Genomic DNA, 26,830 nt, shown 5'->3' on the forward strand with positions numbered 1-26,830 from the left:
AGGGCCGGTCATGTCCGACGACGATGTCCACCTGAAGAAGTTCCAGAAGGAGCTCAGCGCCGGCACGGTGTCGCTGGCCCTGCTGGCGGTACTGGCCCGGGCCGGGGAGCCGCTGTATGGCTACCTGATCGCCAAGGAGCTGGAGCGCGTGGGTGAGGGCGTGCTGAGTGGCAAGCAGAGCGCGCTGTACCCGGTGCTGCGCAACCTGGAAGGCGCCGGCCTGCTGGAAAGCCACGTCGAGCCGTCCAGCAGTGGCCCGCCGCGCCGCTACTACCGCATCAATGAACGTGGCCACGAGGTGCTGGCGCAGTGGCGCCAGGCCTGGCAGGCCACCCGCGATTCCGTCGATTCCGTGTTGGAGGGGGTACCGCAATGAACGACCTGAACCTGGCAGGCACGGCCCTGCCCACCACCATTGCCCAGTATCTGGCGCAGCTGCGGGCGGCGCTGGAAGGCGCCGACCCGGCCATGGTGCAGGATGCCCTGTACGACGCCGAGGAATACCTGCGCTCGGAACTGGCCGCGCAGTCCGGCCGCAGCGAGGCCGAGGTGATTGCCGATGTGGCCGGCAGCTATGGCGCGCCGCAGGAAGTGGCCGAGATCTACCGCGAAACCGAGGTGACCGTGAACCGCGCGCTGCGTACGCCGCGCGCCGACACCGCGCCGGTGCTGCGCGCGGCGGCCGAAGCCAGCGGGGCCGCACCTGCGGCGGCGCTGCCGGCGGCGAAGCCGCGTACCTGGTGGGCGCGCTTCTTCGGCGTCGTGCTGGATCCGCACACCTATGGCGCGCTGTTTTACATGTTGCTGTCGCTGGCCACCGGCACGTTCTTCTTCACCTGGGTAGTGACCGGGCTGTCGCTGTCGTTGGGCCTGATGATCCTGATCATCGGCGTGCCGTTGACGGTGCTGTTCTTCGGTTCGGTGCGCGGTCTGGCGCTGCTGGAAGGGCGGCTGGTGGAAGCGCTGCTGGGTGAGCGCATGCCGCGCCGGCCGCAGTACACCGATCGCAGCCGCAGCTGGCTGCAGCGCATTGGTGACATGTTCACCGATGGCCGCACCTGGCTGACGCTGCTGTACTTCCTGCTGATGCTGCCGCTGGGCATCGTGTACTTCACCATCGCGGTCACCCTGCTGTCGGTGTCGCTGGCCTTCATCTGGTCGCCGGTGGCGGCGCTGTTCGATGCCACCGTGCCGAGCATCTACATCGATGGCACCAATGTGCTGCCGCTGGAGTTCACGCCGCTGCTGGCCGTGGTGGGCGCACTGCTGCTGCTGCTGACGATGCACCTGGCACGCGGCATCGGCAAGCTGCACGGCATGCTGGCCAAGCACCTGTTGGTGCGGCTGTAACGGTTGGTGCGGGCGCCCCGCTCTGGTAGGTGCCAACCTTGGTTGGCACACCGCTCCGGTAGGTGCCAACCTTGGTTGGAACGCACCATCAGACGTCGGGCTTCACGGTAGAGCGCCAACCAAGGTTGGCATCTACCAAAGCGTACCGACCAAGGTCGGCACCCACCATGGGGCATTTACCCGGCCTTGCGCCGCAGCGGGGTGACGTTGCTCTTCTTCTTCGTCGCCTTCGCAGCCGGGGCTTCGGCATGGGCGGCGAAGAAATCGCGCACCTTCGGGTACACCACTTCGCGCCAGCGGCGGCCGCTGAAGATGCCGTAATGGCCGGCACCTTCCACGATGAAGTGCTCGCGGCGGTCGGCCGCGATGCCGGTGCACAGCGCCTGCGCTGCTTCGGTCTGGCCCAGGCCGGCAATATCGTCCAGCTCGCCTTCGATGCTCAGCAGCGCGGTATCGCGGATCGCCGACGGGTCGACCTTTTCGCCGTTCACCACCCATTCGCCACGCGGCAACAGGAAGTCCTGGAACACCACCGAAATGGTGTCCAGGTAGTACTTGGCCGGCATGTCCAGCACGGCGTTGTACTCATCGTAGAAGCGGCGATGCGCGTCGGCGTCTTCCAGATCGCCCTTGACCAGATCGGCGTAGAAATCCCAGTGCGAACTGAAGTGGCGGCTGGGGTTCATCGACAGGAAGCCGGCGTGCTGCAGGAAGCCCGGGTACACGCGGCGGCCGGCGCCAGGGTAGCTGGCCGGCACGGTGTGGATCACGTTGTTTTCGAACCACGACAGCGGGTTCTGCGTGGCCAGGTTGTTCACCGCAGTCGGGCTGCAGCGCGCATCGATCGGCCCGCCCATCATCACCAGTGTGCGCGGGGTCGGCTCGCCACGGCTGGCCATCAGCGAAACCGCGGCCAGCACCGGCACGGTCGGCTGGCACACGCTCACCACGTGCAGGCGTTCAACGCCCAGGTGGCGGATGAATTCCTGGATGTAGGCGATGTAATCGTCCAGCCCGAATTCGCCTTCGCTGGCCGGCACCATGCGTGCATCCACCCAGTCGGTGACGTACACGCGGTGGTCGCGCAGCAGGGTACGCACGGTGTCGCGCAGCAGCGTGGCGTGGTGCCCGGACAGCGGCGCCACCACCAGCACGAACGGCTGGTTGAGCATGGTGTGCAGCTGCTCGGCTTCGTTGCTGTGGCGCTTGAAGCGCAGCAGCTTGCAGAACGGCTTGCTGACCTCTTCGTGCACTACGATCGGCACGCGTTCGCCTTCGACCTCGATTTCGTTGATGCCCCATTCGGGCTTCTCGTAATCCTTGCCGATGCGATGGAACAGTTCATTGACGGCCGCCAGGCGATCAGCGCCGGGCATCTGCGACCACCAGTGACCCTGGTTGGTGAAGAAGCGGGCGTTGGCCTGGGCCTGGTGCACCCAGGGGGCGAGCAGGTTGCGGGTCAGTTCGTGCAGTTGATAGAGCATGCCGACCGAATATGTATGGTCATATGTTGCCGCGCAGCATATCCCATCCCGGTGTCCCGCGGGTTAAGTTGGCTGAAAAAAGTGAATCCGGATTCACATCCGTTCCAGCGCCGCCGCCTCGCCGGCCAATCCGGGGCCCAGCCACAGGTGCGAACCCACGGCCTGCAGGCCCTGGCGGGCCAGCTCGCGCCGGTACCAGCGCGCCGGGCGGGCCTGGAAGCCCTCGTGGTCGCCGTCGAATTCATCCTCGGCGGCGAAGGTTTCCAGGAAGGCCACGCCAGCAGTCAGCTCGGCCAGGCCGGCCAGGCCGGCGCGCAGCTCGCGGTTGGGCACGTAATGCATCACGTCCGAGCACACCAGCAGGTCGACCGGAGCGCACGGCCGCAGCCAGGCGAAATCGCCGAATGCGGCCAGGTGCAGGTTGCGGGTACGACCGTAGCGGCGCACAGCGTACTCGCTGCTGTCGAAGCCAAGGTATTGGACCTTCGGACGCAGTTTCAGCAGCGGTGCGCGCCAGGCGCCTTCGCCGCAGCCGATATCCAGCACGCTGCGGATCGGCCGTTCCAGGTAGTACTCGGCGCTGGCCACGGCCAGGGCCACCTTGCGGGCCAGGCGGGCACTGCCGCCGATATCGGCGCGGCGGTACCAGCGTTGGAAGTAGGCGGCGTCGTAGGTCTTGTCCATGGGGCAGGGCACGGGGTGATGAAAACGGCGCCTATCGTACGGCGTTGCGGGCACCGCTGCGGCAATTGGCCGCGGCAGCCACCCACGGGGTGACTCTACTGCGACAATAGTTCCTTCCCGCCAGCCGCCGGAGCGAGCGCATGCAGAGCTACTACTGGGTCAAGACCTTCCACATCGTCTTCGTGGTGGCCTGGATGGCCACGGTCTTCTACCTGCCGCGCATCCTGGTGAACCTGGCCGAGACGGCGGGCCAACCGGCGGTGGTGGCGCGCCTGCAGCTGATGGGCATGCGCCTGTACCGCTTCGGCCATTCCATGTTCGGCCTGGCCTTCGTGCTGGGCCTGGTGCTGTGGCTGGGCTACAAGGTCATTCCGGATTTCCCGACCATGGTCGCGCCGGGCGGTGCCGGCTGGCTGCATGCCAAGCTGGGCCTGGTGGTGCTGCTGCTGGCGTACTTCATCTGGACCGGCCGCCTGCTGAAGGGCGTGGCCAAGGGCCGCGCACTGCCATCGTCGCGTGCGCTGCGCTGGATCAACGAGATCCCGCTGCTGGCCTTCATCCCGATCGTCTGGCTGGTGCTGGCCAAGCCGTTCTGACCGGTAGATCCACGCCATGCGTGGACATCCTTGATCTATCCACGCCATGCGTGGATGGGCGTTTGTAGAGTCGAGCTTGCTCGACTGCCTGGATCAAAAGCAGTAGAGCAAGCTCGACTCTACAAAAGGCAACGCGGCCGATCAGCCGCGCCGTGAGTATCCCGAACAGGCAACGCGGCCGATCAGGCCGCGTGGCATCGGCCCGATCAGGCCGCTTCGTACGTACCGTAGCTGCGCAGGCGCGTGTAGCGCTGCTCGATCAGCTGTTCGGTGGACAGCGTGTCCAGCGCGTCCAGCTCGTTCAGCAGCACGGCCTTCAGGCGCTTGGCCATCTGGGTCGGGTTGCGGTGGGCACCGCCGGTGGGCTCACGCACCACCTTGTCCACCAGGCCCAGGCTCTTCAGGCGCGGCGCGGTCAGGCCCAGCTGTTCAGCGGCATCCTTGGCCTTGCCGGCGTCCTTCCACAGGATCGAGGCGCAGCCTTCCGGGGTGATGGTCGAATACACCGCGTATTCCAGCATGACGGTGCGGTCGCCCACGCCCAGTGCCAGCGCGCCGCCGGAACCGCCTTCGCCGATCACCGTGCAGATCACCGGCACCTTCAGCTCGGCCATCTCCATCAGGTTGCGGGCGATGGCTTCGGACTGGCCGCGCGATTCGGCATCGATGCCCGGCCAGGCGCCGGCGGTGTCGATCAGGGTCAGCACCGGCAGGCCGAAGCGCTCGGCCATCTTCATCAGGCGCAGGGCCTTGCGGTAGCCCTCCGGCTTGGGCATGCCGAAGTTGCGCTTGATCTTTTCCTTGGTGTCGCGACCCTTCTGGTGGCCGATCACCATCACCGAGCGGCCATTGATGCGGGCCAGGCCGCCCATGATGGCCTTGTCATCGGCAAACGCGCGGTCGCCGGCCAGTTCCTGGAACTCATCGCAGATGATGCGGATGTAGTCGGCGGTGTACGGGCGCGACGGGTGGCGGGCCAGCTGCAGCACCTGCCACGAGGTCAGGTTGCGGAAGATCTGCGCGGTGCGCATGCGCAGCTTGTCCTGCAGCGCGTGCACTTCGGCCTCGACATTGACCGCCGGACCGGCACTGGCGTTGCGCAGTTCCTGGATCTTGGCTTCCAGGTCGGCGATGGGTTGCTCGAAGTCGAGGTAGTTCGGATTCATCGGAAGCCGTCGTGTAAAGAAGAGGGGAATTCTAGCCGAATGCGCCGGAACGCCCCGTACGCCTTCGTCTGGAAGGCGACGGTAACCCAGCCGGGCAGGACGCGCCAGTCAGAGCGGCAGGCAAACAGGGGGCGTCAGGGCACGACCAGCGCGCTGCGCGCCATCTCGGTGCTGCGGATCGTCACGAAGTCGTTGTAGGCCTCGTTGGCGGCCACCGGCAGGGTCGAGCCCAGGGTCATGGTGGCCTGGGTGAAGGCCATGCTGACCTTGAAGTCTTCCTTGCGCAGGGCCTTCTGCTCCGAAGCGGTGCTGGCCTTCAGCCAGCGCGCATACAGATCGCGCATCGGGCCGGCGTGCGCCTCGAAGGCGGGGTCCAGCGCGGGCAGGGTGGCCGGGGCCGGTTCCAGCGTGTAGACCGGGGCCACGTAGCCGGCCGGCTGCTCACGCTTGAAGGCACCCGGTTCGCCCATGCTCTGTTCCACGTAGTCGATGAAGTCCGGGGCGGTGAACACCTTGGTGCTGATCTTGCCGCCGCTGGCATCCACGTGGGCCACGATCTGTTCTTCCGGGAACGGCTGGCGCACGCCGAAGTTCCAGTTCTTGTCGATGAACAGGCCGTGGTGCTTCTCGTACGGGCCCTTGAACTGCACCCCGCCCAGTTCCATGCCCAGGCCGCTGCTGCCGAAGTTCTTCAGCTTGTCCTCGCCGGTCACGTAGATCTCGCGCGCGGTCACGTACTCGCTCAGGGTCGGGTTGATCAGACCGCCACGGCCGTCGGCATACACGATGAAACGCACATCGCCCAGGCGTTCGGTGTGCAGGTGGTGCTCACCCGGGGCCAGGCTGATCGCACGCGATGCGTTGGCGGCCACCGGCAGGTCCTTGCCGTCGATGCGGATGGCCAGCGGCGTGGCGGTGGGGTTGTCGATCTCGAAATCGACCTTGGACGAGCATGCGGACAGCGCCAGCGCAGCGACGAGGGGGAACAACAGCGTTTTCATGACGGAAGATCGTCCTTGATACAGACAACGGGAAAAAATAATCAGGCGCGGCCTCAGTTGGCCCACGGCGGGCTGTAGCGCACCTTCAGCGTGCGCACCGCCGGGTCGGCGCGCAGCGCCTCCATCAGCTTGGAATCGATGCGCACCGCGCTCTGCCCGGACACGTCGAGCATGCCGGCCACGCCGCCCTGCGGGCTCTTCAGCAGCAGGTCCAGGCGCAGCGGCGTGCGTCCCGGGCGATGGCGGTCCAGTACGGCATTCACGCGTTCCCAGACCGGCCGCTGCTGGCGCAGGTCCAGGCGCAGCGACAGGCGCGTGGCGTAGTTGGCGCAGACTTCATCGAAGTCCCAGCACTGGCGGATGCGCAGGGCGTAACCGCCGTTGAATTCGTCTTCGCGCAGGCCGCCCTTGACCACCAGGATGCGGTCCTTGGTCATCAGATGGCCGAACTCGGCCATCGCATCGGAAAACGCACTGCATTCGACCCGGCCGCGGCCGTCTTCCAGCTGGATGAAAATCTGGCTTTCGCCCTTGCGGCGCACGCCCACCACCTGGCCGGCCAGCACGGTCTGCACTTCCGGGCGCCAGCGCTTTTCGCCGCCGCCACCGCCGCCACCGCTGTTGGCGCTCCAGATCTTTTCCACCGCGCCCAGATCGTTGCCGACCAGGTCGCGCACGTCGTCGCGCCAGGGGTCGAACGGGTGGCCGCTCAGGTAGAAGCCCAAGGTGTCGCGCTCGCCGTTCAGGCGCTGCAGCAGCGGCCATTCCTCGGCTTCGGGCAGGTCCAGCTGGATGCTGGCCGTGCTCGGGTCGGGGCCGCCGAACAGCGAGTTCTGGCCCGAGGCACGCTCGCGCGCCATCTGGTCGGTGGCCTTGATCACTTCCGGCAGCTGCAGCATCAGCGTGGCGCGGTTGTGGCCCAGTTCGTCCAGCGCGCCGCAGTTGATCATCGCTTCCAGCGTGCGCCGGTTGAGCTTGGCCGAACCCACGCGCGTGCAGAAGTCCAGCAGGTCCTTGTAGTCGCCGCCCTTCAGGCGTTCGTCCACCACCGCTTCGCAGGCGCCCTGGCCCACGCCCTTGATCGCGCCCAGGCCGTACTGGATGGTGTCCGGGGTCACCGCTTCGAACATGAAGGCCGAGTGGTTCACCTTCGGCGGCAGCACGGTCAGGCCCAGGTTGCGCACCTCATCCAGGAAGCCGACCACCTTCTCGGTGTTGTCCAGGTCCGAGGACAGCGTGGCGGCCATGAACTCGGCCGGGTAGTGGCGCTTCAGCCACGCGGTCTGGTAGCTGACCAGCGCGTACGCGGCGGCGTGCGATTTGTTGAAACCGTAGCCGGCGAACTTTTCCATCAGGTCGAAGATCGCATCGGCCTTGGCTTCGTCCACGCCATCCTTGGCCGCGCCCTCGCGGAAGATCTCGCGGTGCTTGGCCATTTCCGCCGGCACCTTCTTGCCCATCGCGCGGCGCAGCAGGTCGGCGCCGCCCAGCGAGTAGCCGCCGACGATCTGCGCCATCTGCATCACCTGCTCCTGGTACACCATGATGCCGTAGGTGTCCTTCAGGATGGCTTCGGTGCGCGGATCGGGATAGATGATTTCTTCCTGGCCGTGCTTACGCGCGTTGAACGATGGAATCAGATCCATCGGGCCCGGTCGGTACAGCGACACCAGGGCGATCAGGTCTTCGAAACGGTCGGGGCGCGCGTCCTTCAGCAGGCGGCGCATGCCCGAGGATTCGAACTGGAACACCGCGCCGGTGTTGCCGTTGGCGAAGATATCCTTGTAGGTGGGCGCATCGTCCAGCGGGATCGCGGCGATATCCACCGGCGGAATGCCGGCGCGCTCGTGGCGCTTGTTGATCGCCTTCACCGCCCAGTCGATGATGGTCAGCGTGCGCAGGCCCAGGAAGTCGAACTTCACCAGGCCCACTTCTTCCACGTCGTTCTTGTCGAACTGGGTGACCGGGTTCTTGCCCAGGCCGTTCTCGTCGTGTTCGGCGTACAGCGGGCAGAACTCGCTCAGCGGCTCGGGCCCGATCACCACGCCACCGGCGTGCTTGCCGGCGTTGCGGGTCAGGTCTTCCAGCTGCAGCGCCAGGTCGATCAGGTCGCGGACATCGTCCTCGGTCTCGTAGCGCTGGATCAGTTCCGGCGAGGCCATTTCCGAGCTGGGGCCTTCCTTGCCCTTGCCCAGCGCATCCTTCAGGTGGATGCCCAGGATGTTCGGAATCAGCTTGGAAACGCCGTCGACCAGGCCATACGGGAAGCCCAGCACGCGACCGGAGTCGCGCACCACCGCCTTGGCCGCCATGGTGCCGTAGGTGATGATCTGGCTGACACGTTCGCGCCCGTACTTGCGCGCCACGTAGTCGATCACCTCGTCGCGGCGGTCCATGCAGAAGTCGATGTCGAAGTCGGGCATCGACACGCGTTCGGGGTTCAGGAAGCGCTCGAACAGCAGGTTGTACGGCAGCGGGTCCAGATCGGTGATCTTCAGCGCCCACGCCACCAGCGAACCGGCACCGGAACCACGGCCCGGGCCGATCGGAATGCCCTGGTTCTTGCCCCACTGGATGAAGTCGGCCACGATCAGGAAGTAGCCGGGGAAGCCCATCTTGATGATGGTGTTGAGCTCGAACTCCAGGCGTTCGAAGTACTCCTCGCGGGTCTTGCCCGGCGCCAGCGGATTCTTTTCCAGGCGCTCGGTCAGGCCGTCGCGCGACATCTTCTGGATCCAGGTGTCCAGCGTTTCGTCGTCGGGCACCGGGTAGTTGGGCAGGAAGTAGGTGCCCAGGCGCATCTCGATGTTGCAGCGCTCGGCCAGCGCCAGCGTGTTGTCGATCGCATCGGGAATGTCGGCGAACAGCGCGCACATCTCCTCGGCCGACTTCAGGTACTGCTGGTCGCTGTACTCGCGCGGGCGCTTGGGGTCATCCAGCACGCGGCCGGTGGAAATGCACACGCGCGCTTCGTGCGCGCTGAAATCGGTCGGCGCCAGGAAGCGCACGTCATTGCTGGCGATCACCGGCAGGCCGCGCTGGCCGGCGGCCATCAGCGCGAAGCGGTTGAAGGTTTCCTCGCCTTCGCGGCCGGTGCGGGTCAGTTCCAGGTGCAGGCCATCGCCGAACACGCGCTGCCAGTCGGCCAGCTGCTGCTCGGCCAGGTCGTGCTTGCCGTCCAGCGCCAGGCGCCCGGCCAGGCTCTCGCGCCCGGCCAGGGCGAACAGGCTGGCGTTGCCGGCCTTCAGCCAGTCCGGGTGCACGGCCACGCCACCTTCGGCGCGGTGGCCTTCCATCCAGGCGCGGGTCAGCAATCGCGACAGGCTCAGGTAGCCCTCGCGGTCGCGGCACAGCAGGGTCATCCGCCACGGGTCCTGGCCTTCCTCGGCAATCATCACGTCGGCGCCGGCAATGGGCTTGATGCCCACGCCTTCGGCGGCCTTGTAGAACTTCACCAGGGCGAACAGGTTGTTCAGATCGGTGACCGCCAGGGCGGGCAGGCCGAGTTCCACCGAGCGCGACAGCAGGTTGGCCTGCTTGGCTTTTTTCGGGTCCGCCTGGTCGGGCTTGGCCGGCACGCGGATGGTCGAGTCCGCCAGCGAGAACTCGGTGTGGACGTGGAGATGTACGAAGCGAGAGTTGGACATGCCGGACCAGGTTGGAGCGCGCGGGCCCCGGGAGCTGACGGGGAATCGTCGCCGGGGTCGGAAAGCGCTGGAATGCCCGGTCAGGGTACCGAGGGCAGGGGGTGGCGACAAGGACTTGACGAGGGGGATAGCGCATTCGCGCTATCGCCCCCCACGGTTCGCACGCGAACCGCGGGCCCCGTCTTACCACGCTCCCAGCCCCCCGCGCCGTTGGCGCGTCCCCCTGACTCAGGGGACTCTGCTCCAGACGGGTTGCGTGCGATGTTCAGGCAATCGCGGCGCTGGCCGGCGGCGCGGATTCCAGGCAGTCGCGCACTGGGGCGAAACTGCGCCGGTGCTCAGCGCAGGGGCCGTGGGCACGCAGCGCGGCCAGGTGCGCCGGGGTGCCATAGCCCTTGTGCTGGTCGAAGCCATATTCAGGATGGCGCGCATGCAGATCCTGCATGTAGCGGTCGCGCGAGACCTTGGCCAGGATCGAGGCGGCCATGATGGCGCGGTCGATGCCATCGCCGCCCACCAGCGCCTGCGCCGGCAGCACCAGGCCCTTGGGCACCACGTTGCCATCGATGCGGGCGAAGCCGGCCACGTGGGCCACCGCGGCCACCACATCGCGCATGCCCTGCAGGGTGGCCTGGTAGATGTTCAGCCGGTCGATGGCCTGCACATCCACCAGCACCACGTGCCAGGCCAGTGCCCGTTCCATGATGCGGTCGTACAACTGGTCGCGGCGGGCGGCGGTCAACTGCTTGGAATCGTCCAGGCCGTTGATGCGCGGGCGCGACGGATCGAACACCACCGCCGCCACCGCTACCGGGCCGGCCAACGGGCCGCGGCCGGCCTCGTCCACGCCGGCGATCAAGCGTTCGGGCTCGACTACGGCCGCCCCGTCGAACAGCGCCAGGCTGGCCGCAGCGGCCGCGCGGCGGCTCATGCGGCTTCCATCTTTCGCAGCAGCAGCTCGCCCACCGCGTCGGCGGCACGGGCTGAGGCATTGCGGCGCAGGCGTTCATGCAGGAGGGCATAAGTGCCCTGCAGGTCGGCCACCCGCTGCGGGTGATCGAACCACTGCTGCACGGCCGCCGCCAACGCGTCGGGCGTGCAGTCGTGCTGCATCAGCTCCGGTGCCAGGTCCTGCCCGGCCAGGATGTTGGGCAGGGCGAATCGATCCACCTTGATCAGGCCCAGCGCCTTCACCAGGCGATAGGTCAGTTCGTTCACCCGGTAACCGACCACCATCGGCCGCTTCACCAGCATGGCTTCCAGGGTGGCCGTGCCCGAGGCCAGCACCACGACGTCGGCGGCGATCATCGCCGCACGCGCCTGGCCATCCAGCACATGCGAATAGGCCACCGGCAGCGCCGAGCGGGACAACTGCTCTTCGATCAGGCGGCGGCAGGCGGCATTGGCGGCGGGTACCACCACGTGCAGGCCAGGAATGCGTTCGGAGACCTGCCAGGCGGCCTCGAAGAACGGTTCGCCCAGGCGCGAGATCTCGCCCAGGCGGCTGCCCGGCAGAACCGCCAGCACCTTGGCCGAGGCCGGCAGGCCCAGCTCTGCACGTGCCGCATCGCGATCACCGTGCAGCGGAATATCGTCGGCCATCGGGTGGCCGACGAAGCGCGCGTCGATGCCATGCCGGGCATAGATGGGCGGTTCCATCGGGAACAGGCACAGCACCAGGTCGGCGCTGCTGCCGATCTTTTCGGCACGCTTCTCGCGCCAGGCCCAGACCGAGGGGCTGACGTAATGCACGGTGGGCACGCCACGCTGCTTCAGCCAGCGCTCGATGCCCAGGTTGAAGTCAGGCGCGTCGATGCCGATGAACACGTCCGGCTGCCATTCCAGCGCACGCTGGCGGAACGCCGAACGCAGCTTCAGCAGGCGCGGCAGGTGGCGCAGCACTTCGGTCAGGCCCATCACTGCCAGTTCGCTGGCGTCGTGCCAGGTCTGGCAGCCGGCGTTGCGCATGGCATCGCCGCCGATGCCGGCGAACTCGGCATGCGGGAAGCGTGCCTTCAGCTCGCGCACCAGACCGGCACCGAGCAGGTCGCCGGAGGCCTCACCGGCCACCAGCGCGATGCGCAACGGGCGCTCGCTGAGCACCCGCTGTGCAGGCACGCTGCCGGCCATCGAGGCCAGCGGGATCACGTCGGCGCCGGCCGGCGCCTGGCCGGTCGTGCTGCTCATCGCAGCAGGGGCCTCTCGGCATGCTCGATGAAGTCCAGCATGGCCTTCACGTCGTCGCTGCCCTGTGCCTGTTCGGCCAGCTGCTGCTTGGCCTCGGCCAGCGGCAGGCCCGCCACGTACAGCGTACGGTAGGCACGCTTGATGGCGGTGATGCGACCGGCATCGAAGCCGCGGCGCTTCAGGCCTTCGCTGTTGATGCCGCGCGGGCGGCCCAGCGAATCGGTGCCGACCATGGTGAACGGCGGTACATCGCCATTGGTCAGCGCACCCATGCCCAGGAACGCATGCGCGCCGATACGGCAGAACTGGTGCGCACCGGCGAAGCCGCTGATGATCACGTAGTCGCCCACGGTCACGTGGCCGGCCAGGGTGGTGTTGTTGGAAAACACGCAGAAATTGCCGACGTGGCAGTCATGTGCCACGTGCGTGTAGGCCAGCATCCAGTTGTCGTTGCCGATGGTGGTGATGCCACCGCCGCCGCCGGTGCCGCGGTTCAGGGTCACGAACTCGCGGAACACGTTGCGGTCGCCGATCACCAGTTCGGTGCGTTCGCCGCTGAACTTCTTGTCCTGCGGTTCGCCGCCCACGGCCACGTGGCCGATGAAACGGTTGTCGCGGCCGATCCGGGTCGGACCGTGCACGCTGCAGTGCGGACCGATCTCGGTGCCGGCGCCGATTTCGACATCGGCGCCGATGAGGGTGAACGCACCCACGCGCACATCGTCGGCCAGGCGCGCCGAGGGATCGATCACGGCGGTGGGATGGATCAGGGGGGCGTTGTCGCTCATCTAGCTCCTCCGGCCTGGGTTATTCGCGGGTGCCGGCGCACAGCACCTCGGCGCAGGCGACCACTTCGCCGTCGACCTTGGCCACGCAGTCGTACACGGCCATGTTGCGGATCACGCGCTTGATCTCCACGTGCATTTCCAGCACGTCGCCCGGCACCACCTGCTTGGTGAAGCGGGCCTTGTCCACCTTCACCATGTAGAACAGCTTGGACTGCGAATCGCGGCCCAGGGTGAGCTGGGTCAGCACGCCACCGGCCTGGGCCATGGCTTCGATGATCAGCACGCCCGGCATGATCGGCTGGTTGGGGAAGTGGCCCTGGAAGAACGGCTCGTTGATGCTGACGTTCTTGGTCGCCACGATGGTGCGCTTTTCGTAGTCGATCGACAGCACCTTGTCCACCAGCAGGAACGGGTAGCGGTGCGGCAGCAGGGCCTGGATCTGCGTCATGTCCGGCAGGGTCTGGGTCTGGCTCATTCTTTCTCCTTGCTTACAGACAGGATGCGGCGGGCCAGTGCATCAAGCTGCTTGAAGCGCGCGGCGTTCTTGCGCCACGTGCGGTTGTCGGTGAGGGGGGTGCCGGACGAGTACTCGCCCGGTTCGGTAATGGAGTTGCGGACCACCGATTTGCCGGTGATCACGACCTTGTCGCAGATTTCCAGGTGGCCGACCACGCCGACGGCGCCGCCGAGCAGGCAGTAGCGGCCGATCTTGGCGCTGCCGGCAATGCCGGTGCAGCCGGCGATGGCCGAGTGCGCGCCGATCTGCACGTTGTGGGCGATCTGCACCAGGTTGTCCAGGCGCACGTCTTCGGCCAGCACGGTGTCTTCCAGCGCACCACGGTCAACGCAGGTATTGGCGCCGATCTCGCAGTCATCGCCAACACGCACGCCGCCCAGCTGCGGCACCTTGATCCACTTGCCGGCATCCATGGCCAGGCCGAAGCCATCGGCGCCCAGCACGGCGCCGGGGTGGATGCGCACGCGCTTGCCCAGCTTCACCCGGGTGACCAGGGTAACCCGGGCGATCAGTTCACAGCCGCTGTCCAGGCTGCAGTCTTCGCCGATGATGCTGCCGGCGCCGACGATGCAGTTCTCGCCCACCACGCTGCGCGCGCCGATGGTGACGAACGGGCCGATGTGGGCGCTGGCAGCCACCTGCGCCTGCGGGTCGATGACCGCGCTGGGGTGGATGCCGGGCTCGCGCAGCGGCGCGCTGTCGAACAGCGCGGCGATCTTGGCGAAGGTGGTGTAGGGATCCTTGGCGATCAGTGCCGCGCCGGGGGCGGCCTCGGCATCGTCGGCGCGCAGCACGACCAGCGAGGCCTGGCTGTCGGCCAGCTGGGCGCGGTAGCGCGGGTTGGCAAGGAAGGTCAGCTGGCCGGCACCGGCATGGGCGAGGGTTGCCACGCCATGGATGGCGGTGGCGGGGTCGCCATGGATCTGCAGGCCGAACTGATCGGCGAGTTGCTGGGCGGTGTAGGTAGGAGTATTCACGGCGGGAGTTTACCGTGTGACGCCAATCCGGTCATGCGGGGCGGTTCTGCGGCCAACGGCAGGGCCCCTCGTGGGCTGTCGCACATGGAGGGGGACGTCGCAAGTCCGTCCATGTAGCCTTGGTCGCCGCATCCCTGCGGCTCACACCCCCGCCGACCCCACCCGTCCGACGCCCGATAGTCTGGTGCGAGTGCCAGCCACGGAAAGACAGAAAAAACCAAAAGCAGCTCGCCCGCCGCGTGCGCGCTGTCTCCACAAGCGAAAACGCCGGGCAGGGCCCGGCGCTTCGTAACCCGTCTGGTGGAGAGCCCCCCTTTGTTAAGGGGCGCGCGCCCACGGCGCGGGGGATAGGTGGAGTGCGGGGGCAGTTCTGGCGAACCACCCCGCGGTTCGTCAGAACTGCCCGCCGAAGGTGAACTGCAGGCGTTCAACTTCGTCGCCGTCTTCCTTCTTCAGCGGGAACGCGTAGCTGATCGAGATCGGGCCGACTGGGGCGCGCCACAGCAGGGCCACACCGGTGGACACGCGCAGCTCGTTGGCCTTGAAGTTGTCCACGCCGTTGTAGACGTTGCCGAAGTCGACGAAGGCCGACACGCGTGCCGACGGGCTGTCGAACAGGCGCGGGAAGTAGGCTTCGATCGAACCGACGGTCTTCAGCGAACCACCCAGCGGCTGGCCGTTGGGGTAGCTCAGGGTCACTTCGCGCGGGCCCAGGGTGTTGTCTTCGAAACCGCGCACCGAGTTGGTACCACCGGCATAGAAGTTCTCGTAGAACGGCAGGCCCGATGCGGTCACTTCGCGCAGATTGCCATTCGCATCCGGCACCAGCGCGGTCTTGTCCTTGCCATAGCTGTCGCCATAGCCGATTTCGGCGCGGGTGTTGATGACCAGCGACGGAATGATCGGCCAGTACTTGCTGATCTGGTAGTTCAGCTTGAAGTACTCGACGGTCGAGCCGGGCAGGGTGGTTTCCAGGCCCACGCGCTGGTAGGTGCCGCGGGTCGGCATGAAGTAATCGTTGCGCGAATCGCGGGCCCAGCCCAGTTCCGTGCGCCAGGCATGGAAGGTCTTGCTGCCCATCACGTTGATGTAGTCGACGATCGACTGCGGGGTGGTGCCGGTGTAGGTGGTGATCTGGTTGCTGTCGATGCCGAACATCAGCGAGACGGTGTCGGTCTCGGTGAGCGGCACGCCGAACACCACCTGCGCGGCACCGTTGGTGCTGTTGTACTGCGCGGTGTTGAAGTCGGAGTAGTCCAGTTCACGCCACGACAGGTTGTAGCCCAGCGACACGCCGTCATCGGTGAAGTACGGGTTGGTGTAGCTGAAGCCGTAACGCTGCAGGTAGCTGCTGCGCGAGGCTTCCACCGACACGCGGTTGCCGCCGCCCAGGAAGTTGTTCTGCGACAGCTGCACCGAGGTGGTCATGCCGTAGGACTGCGAATAGCCCAGGCCGAAGACGAAGCTGCCCGACGTGGTTTCCTTCACGTTGTAGACCACATCCACCTGGTCGTTGCTGCCGCTGACCGCCGGGGTTTCCACGTCCACCGATTCAAAGTAGCCCAGGCGCTGCAGGCGGATCTTGGAACGGTCGATGGCCGCCTGCGAATACCAGGTGTTCTCGAACTGGCGCATTTCGCGACGCATCACTTCGTCGGAGGTGCGCGTGTTGCCCTTGAAGATGATGCGGCGCACCGACACGCGCGGGCCCGGCACGACCTGCATGTTCACCGCCACGGTCTGCTCGGCGCGGTTGGTGGTCGGGATCGGGTTCACCTTGGCGAACGCGTAACCGATGTTGGACAGCGAGTTGGTGATCGAGTCGGAGCTGAACTCCAGCAGGGCGCGCGAGAACGTATCGCCAGCCTTCTGCACGACCATGCGCTCGACATCTTCCTGCGGCAGGATGGTGTCGCCGCTGACCTTGATGTCGGAGATCTTGTACTGGTTGCCCTCGGTCACGCCGGCCGTCACGAACATGTCGCGCTTGTCCGGGCTGATCGAGACCTGGGTGGAGTCGATGCTGAAATCGACGTAGCCACGGTCCAGGTACCAGGAATTGAGCTTTTCCAGGTCGCCGGACAGCTTTTCCTTGGAGTACTGGTCATCGCGGCGGTACCACGAAGCCCAGTTGTGCTCCTTCGACTCCCAGATTTCCAGGATGTCGCGGGCATCGTACTTTTCGGTGCCGACCAGGTTGACGTGGCGGATCTTGGCCGCCTTGCCTTCCTTGATGGCGATGGCGATGTCCACGCGGTTGCGGTCCAGCGGGCTCACCGTCGGGGTGATTTCCACGTTGTACTTGCCGCGGTCGTTGTACTGGCGACGAAGTTCCTGGGTCACGCGGTCCAGGCTCAGGCGGTCGAAGGTGCCGCCTTCGGTCAGGCCGATGTCGGACAGGCCCTTCAACAGCTGGTCGCTCTTGATGTCCTTGTTGCCGGTGACGGTCAGCTTGTTGATCGCCGGACGTTCCTTCACGGTCACCACCAGGATGCTGCCCTGGCGGTCCAGCTGCACGTCTTCGAAGAAGCCGGTCTTGTACAGGGCGCGGATGGTGTCGCCGATCTTGCTGTCGGTCACGGTCTCGCCGCGTTCCACCGGCAGGTAGGTGAACACCGTGCCCGAGCTGATGCGCTGCAGGCCGTCGACGCGGATGTCGCTGACAGTGAAGGGCTCGGCAGCCTGGGCCAGCACGGGGGCGCCGGTGACGGCGGCGAGGGCGAGGGCCAGCAGGCGGCGATTGGGGAGTCGCGTCATGTCACGTCCGGTAGGAAGGTCGATTTCATTGGTGCGGGATGCCGACGCTGTAGACGGCAACAACGTGGAAAAGTTCATCGCGGGACCAGGCCGAGGATGTCGTTGTAGAACGCCAACCCCATCAGCCCGGCCAGCAGCGCCAGACCGATGTACTGTCCGGCGGCGATGGCACGCTCGCTCAGCGGGCTGCCCTTGACCAACTCAATAAGGTAATACAGCAGGTGCCCGCCGTCCAAGATGGGAATGGGCAGCAGGTTGATGATGCACAGGCTGAGCGACAGCAGCGCCAGGAACTGCAGGAACCAGTCGAAGCCACGCTTGGCCGAGATGTTGGCCACGCGGGCGATGGTGACCGGCCCGGAAACGTTCTGCAGCGAGGCCTTGCCGGTGACGATGCGGGCCATCATGGCCAGCGAATCGGCGCCCAGGCGGCCGGTCTCGCGCACTGCGGCAGTGACCGCATCCAGCGGGCCGTAGCGCATCAGGGTGTCGTAGGGCGGGCTGTAGGTGCTGGCGAAGCCCACGCCGATCTGCCACTGCGGCTGGCCCTTGCCGTCCTTGCCCTGGCGCGGGGTGACTTCCAGCGCCAGGCGCTCGCCGCCGCGCAGGACTTCAATCATGCCCGGCCCGCCATGGCGGCCCAGTGCCTGGATTTCGGGACTGACCTGTTCGGCGCTGTCGATGCGCTGGCCGTCGATGGCCACGATCAGGTCGCCAGCCTGCAGCTGCCCGGCCACGGCCGAATCGGCGGTCAGGCTGTCCACCAGCGCCGGCTGCATCCACGCCTGCCAGTGCAGGCCGGCCAGCAGCGGCACGCGGCGTTCGTCGAAACCGGCTGGCAGCTGCGACAGCGGCAGGGTGCGGGTCTGTACCTGGTCGGCCAGGTCGACCACCTCCAGCGTCACGTCGCGGCGGTCCATCGCGGCGGCGGTCAGCGCCATGCTGGCCTCGCCGAGGGTGACCACGCTGCGGTCATCCACGCGCAGCAGGCGGTCGCCGCTGACCAGGCCGGCGGTGGCGGCCATGCCGGTGGCGCGGCCCAGGGTGGCCGAATAGTCCTGCTTGCCGATCACGAACATCGCCCACAGCAGCAGGATGCACAGCAGCAGGTTGGCGGCGGGGCCGGCGGCGACGATGGCGATGCGCTGCCACACGGTCTTGTGGTTGAAGGCCTGGCCGCGCTCGTGGGGATGTACTTCCACCTCGCGCTCGTCCAGGAACTTCACATAGCCGCCCAGCGGCAGGGCGGCGATGGCGAATTCGGTGCCGTGCTTGTCGCGGCGCGACCACAGCGGCCGCCCGAAGCCGACCGAGAAGCGCAGCACCTTCACCCCGCACATCCGGCCCACCCAGTAGTGGCCGAACTCGTGGAAGGTGACCAGCAGCCCCAGGCTGACAATCATCCACCAGACCGATCCGATGAAGTCAGTCATGCAGGCTCACAGTGGCGGACAGGTTCGGAAGCGTCATTCGGTTCGTCGAGGCGTTCAGGCGGCGGCGATGGCGTTCAGGGTCAGGTGGCGTGCCCGCTGGTCGGCGGACAACAGGCCCTCCAGTGTATCGGCTGGCTCGCTGGGCAGTGTTGAAAGAGCGTTAGCAACCAGCGCTGGAATGGTCAGGAAACCGATCCGGCCCTGAAGAAACGCTGAAACCGCCTCTTCGTTGGCGGCGTTCAGCACCGCCGGGGCGGTACCGCCGGCCTGCATGGCCTGCCAGGCCAGGGCCAGGCAGGGGAAGGCCTCGGTATCGGGGGCTTCGAAATCCAGACGGCCCTGGGCCAGCAGATCCAGCCCGCCCACGCCCGATTCGATGCGCTGCGGCCAGCCCAGGCCCACCGCCAGGGTGGTGCGCATGTCCGGCAGGCCCAGCTGGGCCAGGGTGGAGCCGTCGACGAATTCGACCAGCGAATGCACCAGACTCTGCGGGTGTACCAGCACCTCGATGCGCTCGCCGGGTACGTCGAACAGGTGGTGGGCCTCGATCACTTCCAGGCCCTTGTTCATCAAGGTGGCCGAATCGACCGAGATTTTCGGGCCCATCGACCACTTCGGGTGCGCCACGGCCTGGGCCGGGGTGACCTGGGCCAGCTCGGCGCGGCTGCGGCCGCGGAACGGACCGCCCGAGGCGGTCAGCAGGATGCGGCGCACACCTGCGCCATCCAGGCTGGCATCGCGCGAGCGCAGGCACTGGAAGATGGCGCTGTGTTCGCTGTCGATGGGGATGATTTCGGCGCCGGCCCGGTCGGCGGTGCGGGTCAGCAGTTCGCCGGCCAGCACCAGCGATTCCTTGTTGGCCAGCAGGATGCGCTTGCCCGCCGCGGCAGCGGCTAGGGTCGAGGACAGCCCGGCGGCGCCGACAATGGCGGCCACCACGGTGTCGCAGGCGTCGCTGGCGGCCAGCTGGTCCAGAGCAGCCGCACCGGCGTGCGCTTCGGTGGCCAGGCCGGCCTCGCGCAGGCCGTCGCGCAGCGGCGCGAACAGGGTCTCATCGGCAATGACCGCGTGCGCCGGGCGATGCACCCGGCACAGCGCCAGCAGCGCCTCTACCTGGCGGCCGGCGGCCAGCACGGTGGCCTGGTACTGCTGCGGATGGCGGGCGATCACGTCCAGCGTGGAGGCGCCGATGGAACCGGTGGCGCCGAACACGGCGACCCGGCGGGGGTGTGCAGCAACGTCCATGGTCAGAACCCGAAGATTTCCTTGCCCAGCGCGAACACCGGCAGGGCGGCCAGCACGCCGTCGATGCGGTCCAGCACGCCGCCGTGGCCCGGAATGAGGTGGCCCGAATCCTTGGCACCGGCGTGGCGCTTGATCAGGCTTTCGTACAGATCGCCCAGCACCGAGGCGAACACGGCCACCACGGCGGTGACCAGCAGGCCCGGCAGGTGGGCGGTGTCGACCCCGGCCAGCAGGCCCAGGCCGACGGCCACGGCCACGCCGGCCACCAGCCCGCCCAGCAGGCCTTCCCAGGTCTTGTTGGGGCTGATGCGCGGGGCCAGCTTGTGCTTGCCGAAGCGGCGGCCGGCGAAGTACGCGCCGGAATCGGCGGCCCAGACCAGGGCCAGCGCGGCGAACAGCCACAGGTGGCCGTTGCCGCTGCGCGTGGCCTCGACATCGCCGCCGGCGTGGATGAGCACCAGCGCCGCCCACGACGGCACGATGGCCAGGGTGCCGGCCAGCAGCTTCAGGATGCGGGCCGGGCTGCCCGGCTGCGCGCCGAACTGGTAGAAGCGCAGCCACAGCAGGGCGCACAGCCACCAGCCCACGCCCACCAGGGTGGCGATCTGGTACAGCACCAGGCTGCCTGCATCGGCCCAGACCAGCAGCACCATCAGCAGCAGGTTCAGCACCAGCAGCACGGTACGGGCCAGGGTGTCTTCCACGTCGGCCAGCTTCAGCCATTCCCAAAGGCCAACAAGGAATACAGCGGCCGCAGCGGCGGCCAGCCACTGCGTGGGCAGCAGCAGGATCGCGGCGATGGCGACCGGCGCCATGATCAGCGCGGCGAGGACTCGGGTCTTGGTCATGGGTTCGACGTCTCGGTGGCCATGGCGGCGATCTGGGCGCTGGTCAGGCCGAAGCGGCGCTCACGGCTGGCATAGGCGTCCAGCGCCTGTTGCAGCAGGGCGGCGTCGAAATCCGGCCACAGCGCTTCGGTGAACCACAGCTCGGTATACGCCAGCTGCCACAGCAGGAAATTGCTGATCCGGGTATCGCCACCGGTACGGATGAACAGATCCGGCGGCGGCAGGTCGGCCAGAGCGACCTGGCGGCCCAGCAGCGATTCGTCGATCTGCTCGGGCAACAGGCGGCCGGCGGCCACTTCAACCGCCAGCGCGCGGGCGGCACGGGCGATGTCCTGGCGCCCGCCATAGCTGGCGGCGATGGACAGGGTCAGGGTGGTGTTGTCGGCGGTGCGCTGTTCGGCCAGCTGCATGCGGCTGACCAGGCCGGCGCCGAAGCGCTCGCGTTCGCCGATGAAGCGCACGCGCACGCCGCGCCGATGCAGCTCGTCCACTTCGCGATCGAGCGCGCCAAGGAAGAGCTTCATCAGGGCATCGACTTCGTCCTGCGGCCGGCCCCAGTTCTCGCTGGAAAACGCGAACAGGGTCAGCGCCGGAATGCCCAGTTCAAGGCAACGCTCAATGGTGCGGTTGACCGCGCGGGCGCCGGCGCGGTGGCCGATGACGCGCGGACGACGGCGCTGCTGTGCCCAGCGCCCGTTGCCATCCATGATGATGGCAACGTGGCGGGGCAGGGCGGCCGGCAGAGGTGGCGGGACTGAAGGCATCGACTTCAGACCGACAGCAGTTCCTTTTCCTTGTCGGCCACGACTTTGTCGACATCCTTGATGTTGCTGTCGGTCAGCTTCTGGATGTCGTCTTCGCCGCGCTTCTTTTCGTCTTCGCTGATCGCCTTGTCCTTGACCAGCTTGGCGATTTCCTTGTTCGCATCCTGGCGGATGTTGCGGATGGCGATCTTGGCGCCTTCGCCTTCCTTCTGCACCTGCTTGGCCAGTTCCTTGCGACGCTCTTCGGTCGGCGGCGGCATGTTGATGCGGATCGCGGTGCCCAGGGTGTTCGGGGTGAACTCGGCGTTGTACAGGCCCTTCTCGATCTCCTTGATCATGCTCTTGTCGAAGGGCGTGACCAGCAGGGAGTGGGCGTCGGCATTGGAAATGGACGCGACCTGGTTCAGCGGGGTGCTGGCATTGCCGTAGGCGTTGACCGTCACGCGGTCCAGCAGGGCCGGCGTGGCGCGGCCGGTGCGGATGGAGGTGAGGGTGTGCTTCAGAGCGTCGATGCTCTTGGCCATGCGCGTCTGCGCGTTGTTCTTGATGTCGTTGAGCATCGCCCGGGTCCTGGATGTAACTGGAATCGGGCGATTATAGGCGAATACGGGACGCTGCCGGGCCTGGATCGGCCCGGGGCCCGGTTGCCGCTCAGGCTCAGGCCGGGTCGCGGCCCTGCACCAGGGTGCCGATGTTGGCGCCGTTGAGGATCTTCAGCAGTTCGCCCGGCTGGCCCATGTCGAACACGCGCATCGGCAGGTCGCTGTCGCGGGCCAGGGCGAAGGCGGCGGTATCCATCACTTCCAGCCCGCGACGGATCACTTCGTCGTAGCTCAGGCTGTCAAAGCGCACCGCGTCGCTGTACTTGTTCGGGTCCTTGTCGTACACGCCATCGACCTTGGTTGCCTTCAGCAGCAGGTCGGCGCCGATCTCGATGGCGCGCAGGGCGGCACCCGAATCGGTGGTGAAGAACGGGCTGCCGACGCCGGCGGCGAAGATCACCAGACGGCCCTTTTCCAGGTGGCGGATGGCGCGGCGGCGGATGTAGTCCTCGCACACGTCGTTGATCTTGATGGCGCTCATCACGCGGGCCTTGGCGCCCAGCTTTTCCAGCGCGTCCTGCATGGCCAGGGCATTGATGACCGTGGCCAGCATGCCCATCTGGTCACCGGTGACCCGGTCCATGCCGCCTGCGGCCAGGCCGGCGCCACGGAAGATGTTGCCGCCGCCGATCACCAGGGCCACTTCGGCACCGGCCTGCTGGGCCTCGATCACTTCACGGGCCAGGCGGTTGATGATCTTCGGGTCGATGCCGTAGTCCTCATCTCCCATCAGCGCCTCCCCGGACAGTTTCAGAAGGATGCGGCGATAGGCGAGCTTGGACATGAGGACCTCGGGTGCGTGGAAATCGCGGGCGATTCTACGCGCATGCAGCGCGCGGCCAAAGCGTTTTGTGCGCTGCGGCGCGATTTGGCGTGATCCCCCGGCCCGGGCCAGGGGATCCATTCAGCCAAGCTCGAGGCCTGCAGTCGCCGACAGCTCATCATGCCCCAGTTCGCCGGGCGAGCGGGCGATGACCCGGTTGCGGCCCAGGTTCTTGGAGCGGTACAGCACGTCATCGGCCGCGCGCAGCAGGTCCTGCACGGTGGCAAAGCGCTCGTAGCCGCCCTGGGTGGCCACGCCGGCGGAGAAGGTCACGAACAGGGGCCCGCTTTCGGCTTCGGTCATCGGGGTGGCCACGATGTTGGCCAGCACCCGGCGGATCACGTCCAGGGCCATCGCTTCGCTGGTGTTGGGCAGCAGGGCCACGAACTCCTCGCCGCCGAAGCGGGCGACCGTGTCGCTGTTGCGCAGCTGGCCCTGCAGCTTGGCCGCGAAGGCGCGCAGCACTTCGTCGCCGGTCAGGTGGCCGTGGGCGTCGTTGATCTTCTTGAAGTCATCCAGGTCGATGAAGGCCACCGACAGCGGCCAGCCGTGGCGGCCGGCTCGCAGGAATTCCTGCTCGAGCACGGCTTCCAGCTGGCGGCGGTTGAGCACGCCGGTCAGCGCGTCGCGGTGGGCCTGGTCGGCCAGGCGCTTGGCCCGGGCCTCGAATTCGTCGGCGCGGCGGCGCGCCTGCTCGGCATCCTGCATTTCGCGCAGGTTTCGCAGGGTGGTCAGTTCCTGTGCGTGGTCGATCAGTTCACGCACGCGCTGCGGCGAGCTCAGGCCGGTTTCAAACAGGCTGGCGATGTCGGGCAGGGCGTCGCTGATGCGCGCCAGTACCTGGTCGAAGCGTGCGCTGTCCAACTGCAGCTGGTCGTGCACCTGGTGCAGGGCGCGTTCGCGCGCGGCGTCGGCATCGCTGTCCAGCCAGATATCGGCTACCGCACCGGACAGCTGCACGCAGGCCTGGAACGGGGTGCTTGCCGCTTCGGCATCTTCGCTGTGGCGGATGCTGTCCACCAGGTAGCGCGGCAGGCCCCATTCCTCGGCCACCCACGCGCCCACATCGGCATGGCTGCAGCCCAGTGCCTGGCGCTCGCGTGCGACCAGGTCGGGGTTGTCCTGCGCTTCGCGCAGCAGCGGCAGGTAGCGTTCGGATTCGGCCTGGGCCAGGCACAGCACGCCCATGTCCTGCAGCAGCCCAGCCAGCATCAGCTCTTCCAGCCGGCGCAGGCCGCGGGCCTGGCCCAGCTGGCTGGCGGCCAGGGCGCTGAGGATGCTGCGCTTCCACGCGCGCTGGCGCAGGTCGTGGTCGGCGCCGCCGCCGGCGGTCAGGCCCTGGGTGACGGTGAAGCCCAGCGCAAGGCTGATGGTGGCGTTCAGCCCCAGCATGGTCAGCGCCTGTCCGAGGTTCTCGATGCGGCGGCGGCTGGCGTACAAGGGCGAGTTGGCAATGCGCAGCATGCGAGCACTCAGCGCCATGTCGATGGCGATGATGTCGGCGGCGGTGGCGATGTCCGCTTCCGGGTCCTGCGCCAGTTCGATGATGCGCAGGGCAATACCGGGGGGCGAGGGCAGGTTGCGGCACAGCGCCAGGGCAGCAGTCAGCTCAGGAGGCATGTCGGATCGTCAAATTCCATTAGGACAAGAATACTTAGGAATGCATCACAGTTTGCGTTTTTCGTTCCTGCTATGTGACTGCGAATTCCCCTGTGCCGAGTATCGGCTTGAATCGCAAACAACGCAAAGGTATCTGGCGCGTGAGTGCGCACCCGTGGTGTGCAGCCACGGCTTCACAGGTGCCGCAGGCAAAAAAAAGAGCCGCGGTTTCCCGCGGCTCCTTCTGGTCAGCTCACAGCCGGTGGGCTGGAATCAGACCTGCATGGCCTTGGCAACTTCGGCGGCGTAGTCTTCCACCACCTTCTCGATGCCTTCGCCCACGATCAGCAGCTGGAAGCCCGCCACGTCGGCGCCGGCGGCCTTGACCACCTGCTCGACAGTGGTTTCGCCCAGCACGTAGGTCTGGCCGTACAGGGTCACTTCGCTGACGATCTTGTTGATCTTGCCGCTGATGATCTTTTCCAGAATGTCGGCCGGCTTGGACTTGTCCTTCTCGGACATCTTCGCCAGTTCGATTTCCTTTTCCTTCTCAACGAAGTCGGCCGGAACGTCGGCAGGCTTGTTGTGCGGCGGCTTCAGCGCAGCCACGTGCATGGCCAGGCCACGGGCCAGCTCGACGTCGCCGCCGATCAGGTCGACCAGCACGCCGACCTTGCCGTTGGTGTGCACGTAGGCACCGATGTTGCCGGTGGTGTCGACCTTCACCATGCGGCGGATCTGGATGTTTTCACCCAGGGTCTGCACGGCGGTGGCGCGGGCTTCTTCCACGGTGCGGCCGTCGGCCAGCTTGGCAGCCTTCACGGCTTCGACGTCGGTGGCGCCAGCGGCCAGGGCGGCAGCGGCGACGGAGTCGACGAAGTTCTTGAAGTTGATGTCGTTGGCGACGAAGTCGGTTTCCGAGTTGACTTCGACCAGCACGGCCTTGCCGCCGTCCTGGGCCAGGCCCAGACGACCTTCGGCAGCCACGCGGTCAGCCTTCTTGTCGGCCTTGGCAGCACCGGACTTGCGCAGGGCTTCAGCAGCGGCGTCGATGTCGCCGCCGGCTTCGGTCAGCGCCTTCTTGCATTCCATCATGCCGGCGCCGGTGCGCTCGCGCAGTTCCTTGACCAGGGAAGCAGTGATTTCCACGGGATTTCCTCACGAAAGAAAGGGGTTGGGCCGGCATGGTGGCCGGCCCGTGTGACACGGTCCTGTCACGCGCCAAGGGCTGCGCGCAGGGAGGGTGGACGCCGGGCGTCCACCCCGGGGCCTGGATCAGGCCTGGGCGTCGTCGCCCTTCTTGGCAGCCTTCTTCGCCGGAGCGCGGCGGGCGGCCTTGTCTTCGCCTTCGGCAGCAGCGGCGTCGGCGAACTCTTCTTCACGCACCGAAGCTGCGTGCGGAGCAGCAGCCTTGCCTTCCAGCACGGCGTCAGCAGCGGCGCGGGCGTACAGCTGCACAGCGCGGATGGCGTCGTCGTTGCCCGGGATGGCGTAGTCCACCAGTTCCGGGTTGTAGTTGGTGTCGACCACGGCGATGACCGGGATGCCCAGCTTCTTGGCTTCCTTGATCGCGATGTCTTCGTGGCCGATGTCGATCACGAAGATGGCGTCCGGCAGACGGTTCATGTCCTTGATGCCGCCCAGCGAGGCTTCCAGCTTGTCGCGCTCGCGACGCAGGCCCAGCACTTCGTGCTTGACCAGCTTCTCGAAGGTGCCGTCGGTTTCACCGGCTTCCAGTTCCTTCAGGCGGGCAACCGACTGCTTGACGGTACGGAAGTTGGTCAGGGTGCCGCCCAGCCAACGCTGGTTCATGAACGGCATGCCGCAACGCTCGGCTTCTTCACGGATGGTTTCGCGGGCGCTGCGCTTGGTGCCCAGGAACAGGACGGTGCCGCGCTTCTGGGCCACCGACGAGATGAAGTTCATCGCGTCGTTGAACAGCGGGACGGTCTTTTCCAGGTTGATGATGTGGATCTTGCCGCGGGCGCCGAAGATGTACGGAGCCATCTTGGGGTTCCAGTAGCGGGTCTGGTGGCCGAAGTGGACGCCGGCTTCCAGCATCTGACGCATGGTGACCTGGGGCATTGCAATACTCCTGATGGGGAACCTGCATTTCCGCCCGCGGTAATAGTGTGCGGGACGCGTGGAAACGCGATCGGTTCCGGGGTTGGGCTTCCCTGTTGCCTCCGTGGCCGAACTCCTTGCGGAGCACCCCGGCACGGATGGGGGCAGCAGGTGTGGATTCACCGGTGACGTCCGGTGTGGACGGTGTCCCGCGCACGGGGCGGCAGGGCATCCGGAGGATTATAGCCAGATGCAGGGGCGCGGGGCAAATGGCCCGGCCGGGCGGGGATCGGGCGGC

General features: G+C 66.9%; 23 protein-coding genes. 3 read left to right on the forward strand and 20 right to left on the reverse strand.

What is annotated here, in order from left to right; all coding sequences use genetic code 11:
• Positions 1-10 precede the first annotated feature (10 nt).
• Entirely contained in the window at positions 11-376 is a 366-nt protein-coding gene (locus tag C1932_RS06405) for a PadR family transcriptional regulator (RefSeq protein ID WP_108749047.1), read from the forward strand.
• Positions 373-1,350 carry a sensor domain-containing protein gene (locus tag C1932_RS06410; RefSeq protein ID WP_108761590.1) on the forward strand — a complete coding sequence of 326 codons (978 nt, stop codon included), beginning with the start codon at positions 373-375 and terminating at the stop codon, positions 1,348-1,350. Before C1932_RS06405 ends, C1932_RS06410 begins: the two co-directional genes overlap by 4 nt.
• Before the next feature lie 176 nt (positions 1,351-1,526).
• Here C1932_RS06410 and phaZ read toward each other — a convergent pair whose 3' ends face one another.
• Both phaZ and C1932_RS06420 read right to left on the reverse strand, forming a co-directional pair.
• A complete protein-coding gene (gene phaZ / locus C1932_RS06415) occupies positions 1,527-2,834 on the reverse strand; it encodes a polyhydroxyalkanoate depolymerase (protein WP_108755767.1) in 1,308 nt (435 codons plus the stop codon).
• A gap of 93 nt (positions 2,835-2,927) precedes the next feature.
• Positions 2,928-3,518: a class I SAM-dependent methyltransferase gene (locus tag C1932_RS06420; RefSeq protein ID WP_108761591.1), complete on the reverse strand. Its 591-nt coding sequence runs from the start codon at positions 3,516-3,518 to the stop codon at positions 2,928-2,930.
• A gap of 140 nt (positions 3,519-3,658) precedes the next feature.
• On the opposite strand from C1932_RS06420, the gene C1932_RS06425 reads away from it, so the two are divergent.
• The gene (locus C1932_RS06425) at positions 3,659-4,114 is read left to right on the forward strand and encodes a CopD family protein (RefSeq protein WP_108755768.1); all 456 of its coding nucleotides are present in this window, start codon (positions 3,659-3,661) and stop codon (positions 4,112-4,114) included.
• Between the two features lie 206 nt (positions 4,115-4,320).
• Here the strand turns inward: C1932_RS06425 and C1932_RS06430 are convergent, their stop codons facing one another.
• The 18 genes from C1932_RS06430 to rpsB all read right to left on the reverse strand — a co-directional run bounded on the left by C1932_RS06430 (position 4,321) and on the right by rpsB (position 26,553).
• Positions 4,321-5,280, reverse strand: coding sequence for an acetyl-CoA carboxylase carboxyltransferase subunit alpha (locus tag C1932_RS06430; protein WP_108761592.1), 960 nt, complete (start codon positions 5,278-5,280; stop codon positions 4,321-4,323).
• Positions 5,281-5,414: 134 nt separating this feature from the next.
• Positions 5,415-6,281 carry a hypothetical protein gene (locus C1932_RS06435; RefSeq protein ID WP_108761593.1) on the reverse strand — a complete coding sequence of 289 codons (867 nt, stop codon included), beginning with the start codon at positions 6,279-6,281 and terminating at the stop codon, positions 5,415-5,417.
• A gap of 53 nt (positions 6,282-6,334) precedes the next feature.
• The gene (gene dnaE / locus C1932_RS06440; protein ID WP_108761594.1) at positions 6,335-9,928 is read right to left on the reverse strand and encodes a DNA polymerase III subunit alpha; all 3,594 of its coding nucleotides are present in this window, start codon (positions 9,926-9,928) and stop codon (positions 6,335-6,337) included.
• Between the two features lie 265 nt (positions 9,929-10,193).
• Positions 10,194-10,859 (reverse strand): ribonuclease HII, encoded by a 666-nt coding sequence (locus C1932_RS06445; protein ID WP_108761595.1) that lies wholly within the window; start codon positions 10,857-10,859, stop codon positions 10,194-10,196.
• Positions 10,856-12,115: a lipid-A-disaccharide synthase gene (gene lpxB / locus C1932_RS06450; protein ID WP_108761596.1), complete on the reverse strand. Its 1,260-nt coding sequence runs from the start codon at positions 12,113-12,115 to the stop codon at positions 10,856-10,858. Before lpxB ends, C1932_RS06445 begins: the two co-directional genes overlap by 4 nt.
• Positions 12,112-12,903, reverse strand: coding sequence for an acyl-ACP--UDP-N-acetylglucosamine O-acyltransferase (lpxA, locus tag C1932_RS06455; RefSeq protein ID WP_108749057.1), 792 nt, complete (start codon positions 12,901-12,903; stop codon positions 12,112-12,114). Before lpxA ends, lpxB begins: the two co-directional genes overlap by 4 nt.
• Before the next feature lie 19 nt (positions 12,904-12,922).
• A complete protein-coding gene (fabZ, locus tag C1932_RS06460) occupies positions 12,923-13,378 on the reverse strand; it encodes a 3-hydroxyacyl-ACP dehydratase FabZ (protein WP_108749058.1) in 456 nt (151 codons plus the stop codon).
• Positions 13,375-14,397, reverse strand: a complete 1,023-nt coding sequence (gene lpxD / locus C1932_RS06465; protein WP_108761597.1) for a UDP-3-O-(3-hydroxymyristoyl)glucosamine N-acyltransferase — start codon at positions 14,395-14,397, stop codon at positions 13,375-13,377. Before lpxD ends, fabZ begins: the two co-directional genes overlap by 4 nt.
• A 393-nt stretch (positions 14,398-14,790) precedes the next feature.
• Complete coding sequence (gene bamA / locus C1932_RS06470) at positions 14,791-17,154, reverse strand: outer membrane protein assembly factor BamA (RefSeq protein ID WP_108761598.1); 2,364 nt, start codon at positions 17,152-17,154, stop codon at positions 14,791-14,793.
• Between the two features lie 74 nt (positions 17,155-17,228).
• The gene (gene rseP / locus C1932_RS06475) at positions 17,229-18,587 is read right to left on the reverse strand and encodes an RIP metalloprotease RseP (protein WP_108752590.1); all 1,359 of its coding nucleotides are present in this window, start codon (positions 18,585-18,587) and stop codon (positions 17,229-17,231) included.
• 54 nt (positions 18,588-18,641) lie between these two features.
• Entirely contained in the window at positions 18,642-19,832 is a 1,191-nt protein-coding gene (gene dxr, locus C1932_RS06480; protein WP_108761599.1) for a 1-deoxy-D-xylulose-5-phosphate reductoisomerase, read from the reverse strand.
• Between the two features lie 2 nt (positions 19,833-19,834).
• The gene (locus C1932_RS06485; protein ID WP_108761600.1) at positions 19,835-20,680 is read right to left on the reverse strand and encodes a phosphatidate cytidylyltransferase; all 846 of its coding nucleotides are present in this window, start codon (positions 20,678-20,680) and stop codon (positions 19,835-19,837) included.
• Positions 20,677-21,444: a polyprenyl diphosphate synthase gene (gene uppS, locus C1932_RS06490; protein WP_108752593.1), complete on the reverse strand. Its 768-nt coding sequence runs from the start codon at positions 21,442-21,444 to the stop codon at positions 20,677-20,679. Before uppS ends, C1932_RS06485 begins: the two co-directional genes overlap by 4 nt.
• 5 nt (positions 21,445-21,449) lie before the next feature.
• Entirely contained in the window at positions 21,450-22,004 is a 555-nt protein-coding gene (frr, locus tag C1932_RS06495; protein ID WP_108749065.1) for a ribosome recycling factor, read from the reverse strand.
• Between the two features lie 97 nt (positions 22,005-22,101).
• Entirely contained in the window at positions 22,102-22,830 is a 729-nt protein-coding gene (gene pyrH / locus C1932_RS06500) for a UMP kinase (protein WP_108749066.1), read from the reverse strand.
• A gap of 120 nt (positions 22,831-22,950) precedes the next feature.
• Entirely contained in the window at positions 22,951-24,489 is a 1,539-nt protein-coding gene (locus tag C1932_RS06505) for a GGDEF domain-containing protein (protein ID WP_108761601.1), read from the reverse strand.
• A 252-nt stretch (positions 24,490-24,741) separates the two neighbouring features.
• Positions 24,742-25,617, reverse strand: coding sequence for a translation elongation factor Ts (tsf, locus tag C1932_RS06510; RefSeq protein WP_108761602.1), 876 nt, complete (start codon positions 25,615-25,617; stop codon positions 24,742-24,744).
• Between the two features lie 126 nt (positions 25,618-25,743).
• The gene (gene rpsB, locus C1932_RS06515; RefSeq protein ID WP_108749069.1) at positions 25,744-26,553 is read right to left on the reverse strand and encodes a 30S ribosomal protein S2; all 810 of its coding nucleotides are present in this window, start codon (positions 26,551-26,553) and stop codon (positions 25,744-25,746) included.
• Positions 26,554-26,830 lie beyond the last annotated feature (277 nt).

Origin of the sequence: Stenotrophomonas sp. YAU14D1_LEIMI4_1, from assembly GCF_003086815.1 — a bacterium.
GTDB lineage: Bacteria > Pseudomonadota > Gammaproteobacteria > Xanthomonadales > Xanthomonadaceae > Stenotrophomonas.

Excerpts from the sequence above, each read along its gene's own strand:
- C1932_RS06430 (WP_108761592.1), bottom strand. The coding sequence starts at position 5,280 with ATGAATCCGAACTACCTCGACTTCGAGCAACCCATCGCCGACCTGGAA.
- bamA (WP_108761598.1), bottom strand. The coding sequence starts at position 17,154 with ATGACGCGACTCCCCAATCGCCGCCTGCTGGCCCTCGCCCTCGCCGCC.
- C1932_RS06445 (WP_108761595.1), bottom strand. The coding sequence starts at position 10,859 with ATGAGCCGCCGCGCGGCCGCTGCGGCCAGCCTGGCGCTGTTCGACGGG.
- uppS (WP_108752593.1), bottom strand. The coding sequence starts at position 21,444 with ATGCCTTCAGTCCCGCCACCTCTGCCGGCCGCCCTGCCCCGCCACGTT.
- phaZ (WP_108755767.1), bottom strand. The coding sequence starts at position 2,834 with ATGCTCTATCAACTGCACGAACTGACCCGCAACCTGCTCGCCCCCTGG.
- pyrH (WP_108749066.1), bottom strand. The coding sequence starts at position 22,830 with ATGTCCAAGCTCGCCTATCGCCGCATCCTTCTGAAACTGTCCGGGGAG.
- lpxB (WP_108761596.1), bottom strand. The coding sequence starts at position 12,115 with ATGAGCAGCACGACCGGCCAGGCGCCGGCCGGCGCCGACGTGATCCCG.
- C1932_RS06435 (WP_108761593.1), bottom strand. The coding sequence starts at position 6,281 with ATGAAAACGCTGTTGTTCCCCCTCGTCGCTGCGCTGGCGCTGTCCGCA.
- dnaE (WP_108761594.1), bottom strand. The coding sequence starts at position 9,928 with ATGTCCAACTCTCGCTTCGTACATCTCCACGTCCACACCGAGTTCTCG.
- C1932_RS06405 (WP_108749047.1), top strand. The coding sequence starts at position 11 with ATGTCCGACGACGATGTCCACCTGAAGAAGTTCCAGAAGGAGCTCAGC.
- lpxA (WP_108749057.1), bottom strand. The coding sequence starts at position 12,903 with ATGAGCGACAACGCCCCCCTGATCCATCCCACCGCCGTGATCGATCCC.
- rpsB (WP_108749069.1), bottom strand. The coding sequence starts at position 26,553 with ATGCCCCAGGTCACCATGCGTCAGATGCTGGAAGCCGGCGTCCACTTC.
- dxr (WP_108761599.1), bottom strand. The coding sequence starts at position 19,832 with ATGGACGTTGCTGCACACCCCCGCCGGGTCGCCGTGTTCGGCGCCACC.
- rseP (WP_108752590.1), bottom strand. The coding sequence starts at position 18,587 with ATGACTGACTTCATCGGATCGGTCTGGTGGATGATTGTCAGCCTGGGG.
- C1932_RS06410 (WP_108761590.1), top strand. The coding sequence starts at position 373 with ATGAACGACCTGAACCTGGCAGGCACGGCCCTGCCCACCACCATTGCC.
- C1932_RS06505 (WP_108761601.1), bottom strand. The coding sequence starts at position 24,489 with ATGCCTCCTGAGCTGACTGCTGCCCTGGCGCTGTGCCGCAACCTGCCC.
- C1932_RS06485 (WP_108761600.1), bottom strand. The coding sequence starts at position 20,680 with ATGACCAAGACCCGAGTCCTCGCCGCGCTGATCATGGCGCCGGTCGCC.
- C1932_RS06420 (WP_108761591.1), bottom strand. The coding sequence starts at position 3,518 with ATGGACAAGACCTACGACGCCGCCTACTTCCAACGCTGGTACCGCCGC.
- fabZ (WP_108749058.1), bottom strand. The coding sequence starts at position 13,378 with ATGAGCCAGACCCAGACCCTGCCGGACATGACGCAGATCCAGGCCCTG.
- C1932_RS06425 (WP_108755768.1), top strand. The coding sequence starts at position 3,659 with ATGCAGAGCTACTACTGGGTCAAGACCTTCCACATCGTCTTCGTGGTG.
- frr (WP_108749065.1), bottom strand. The coding sequence starts at position 22,004 with ATGCTCAACGACATCAAGAACAACGCGCAGACGCGCATGGCCAAGAGC.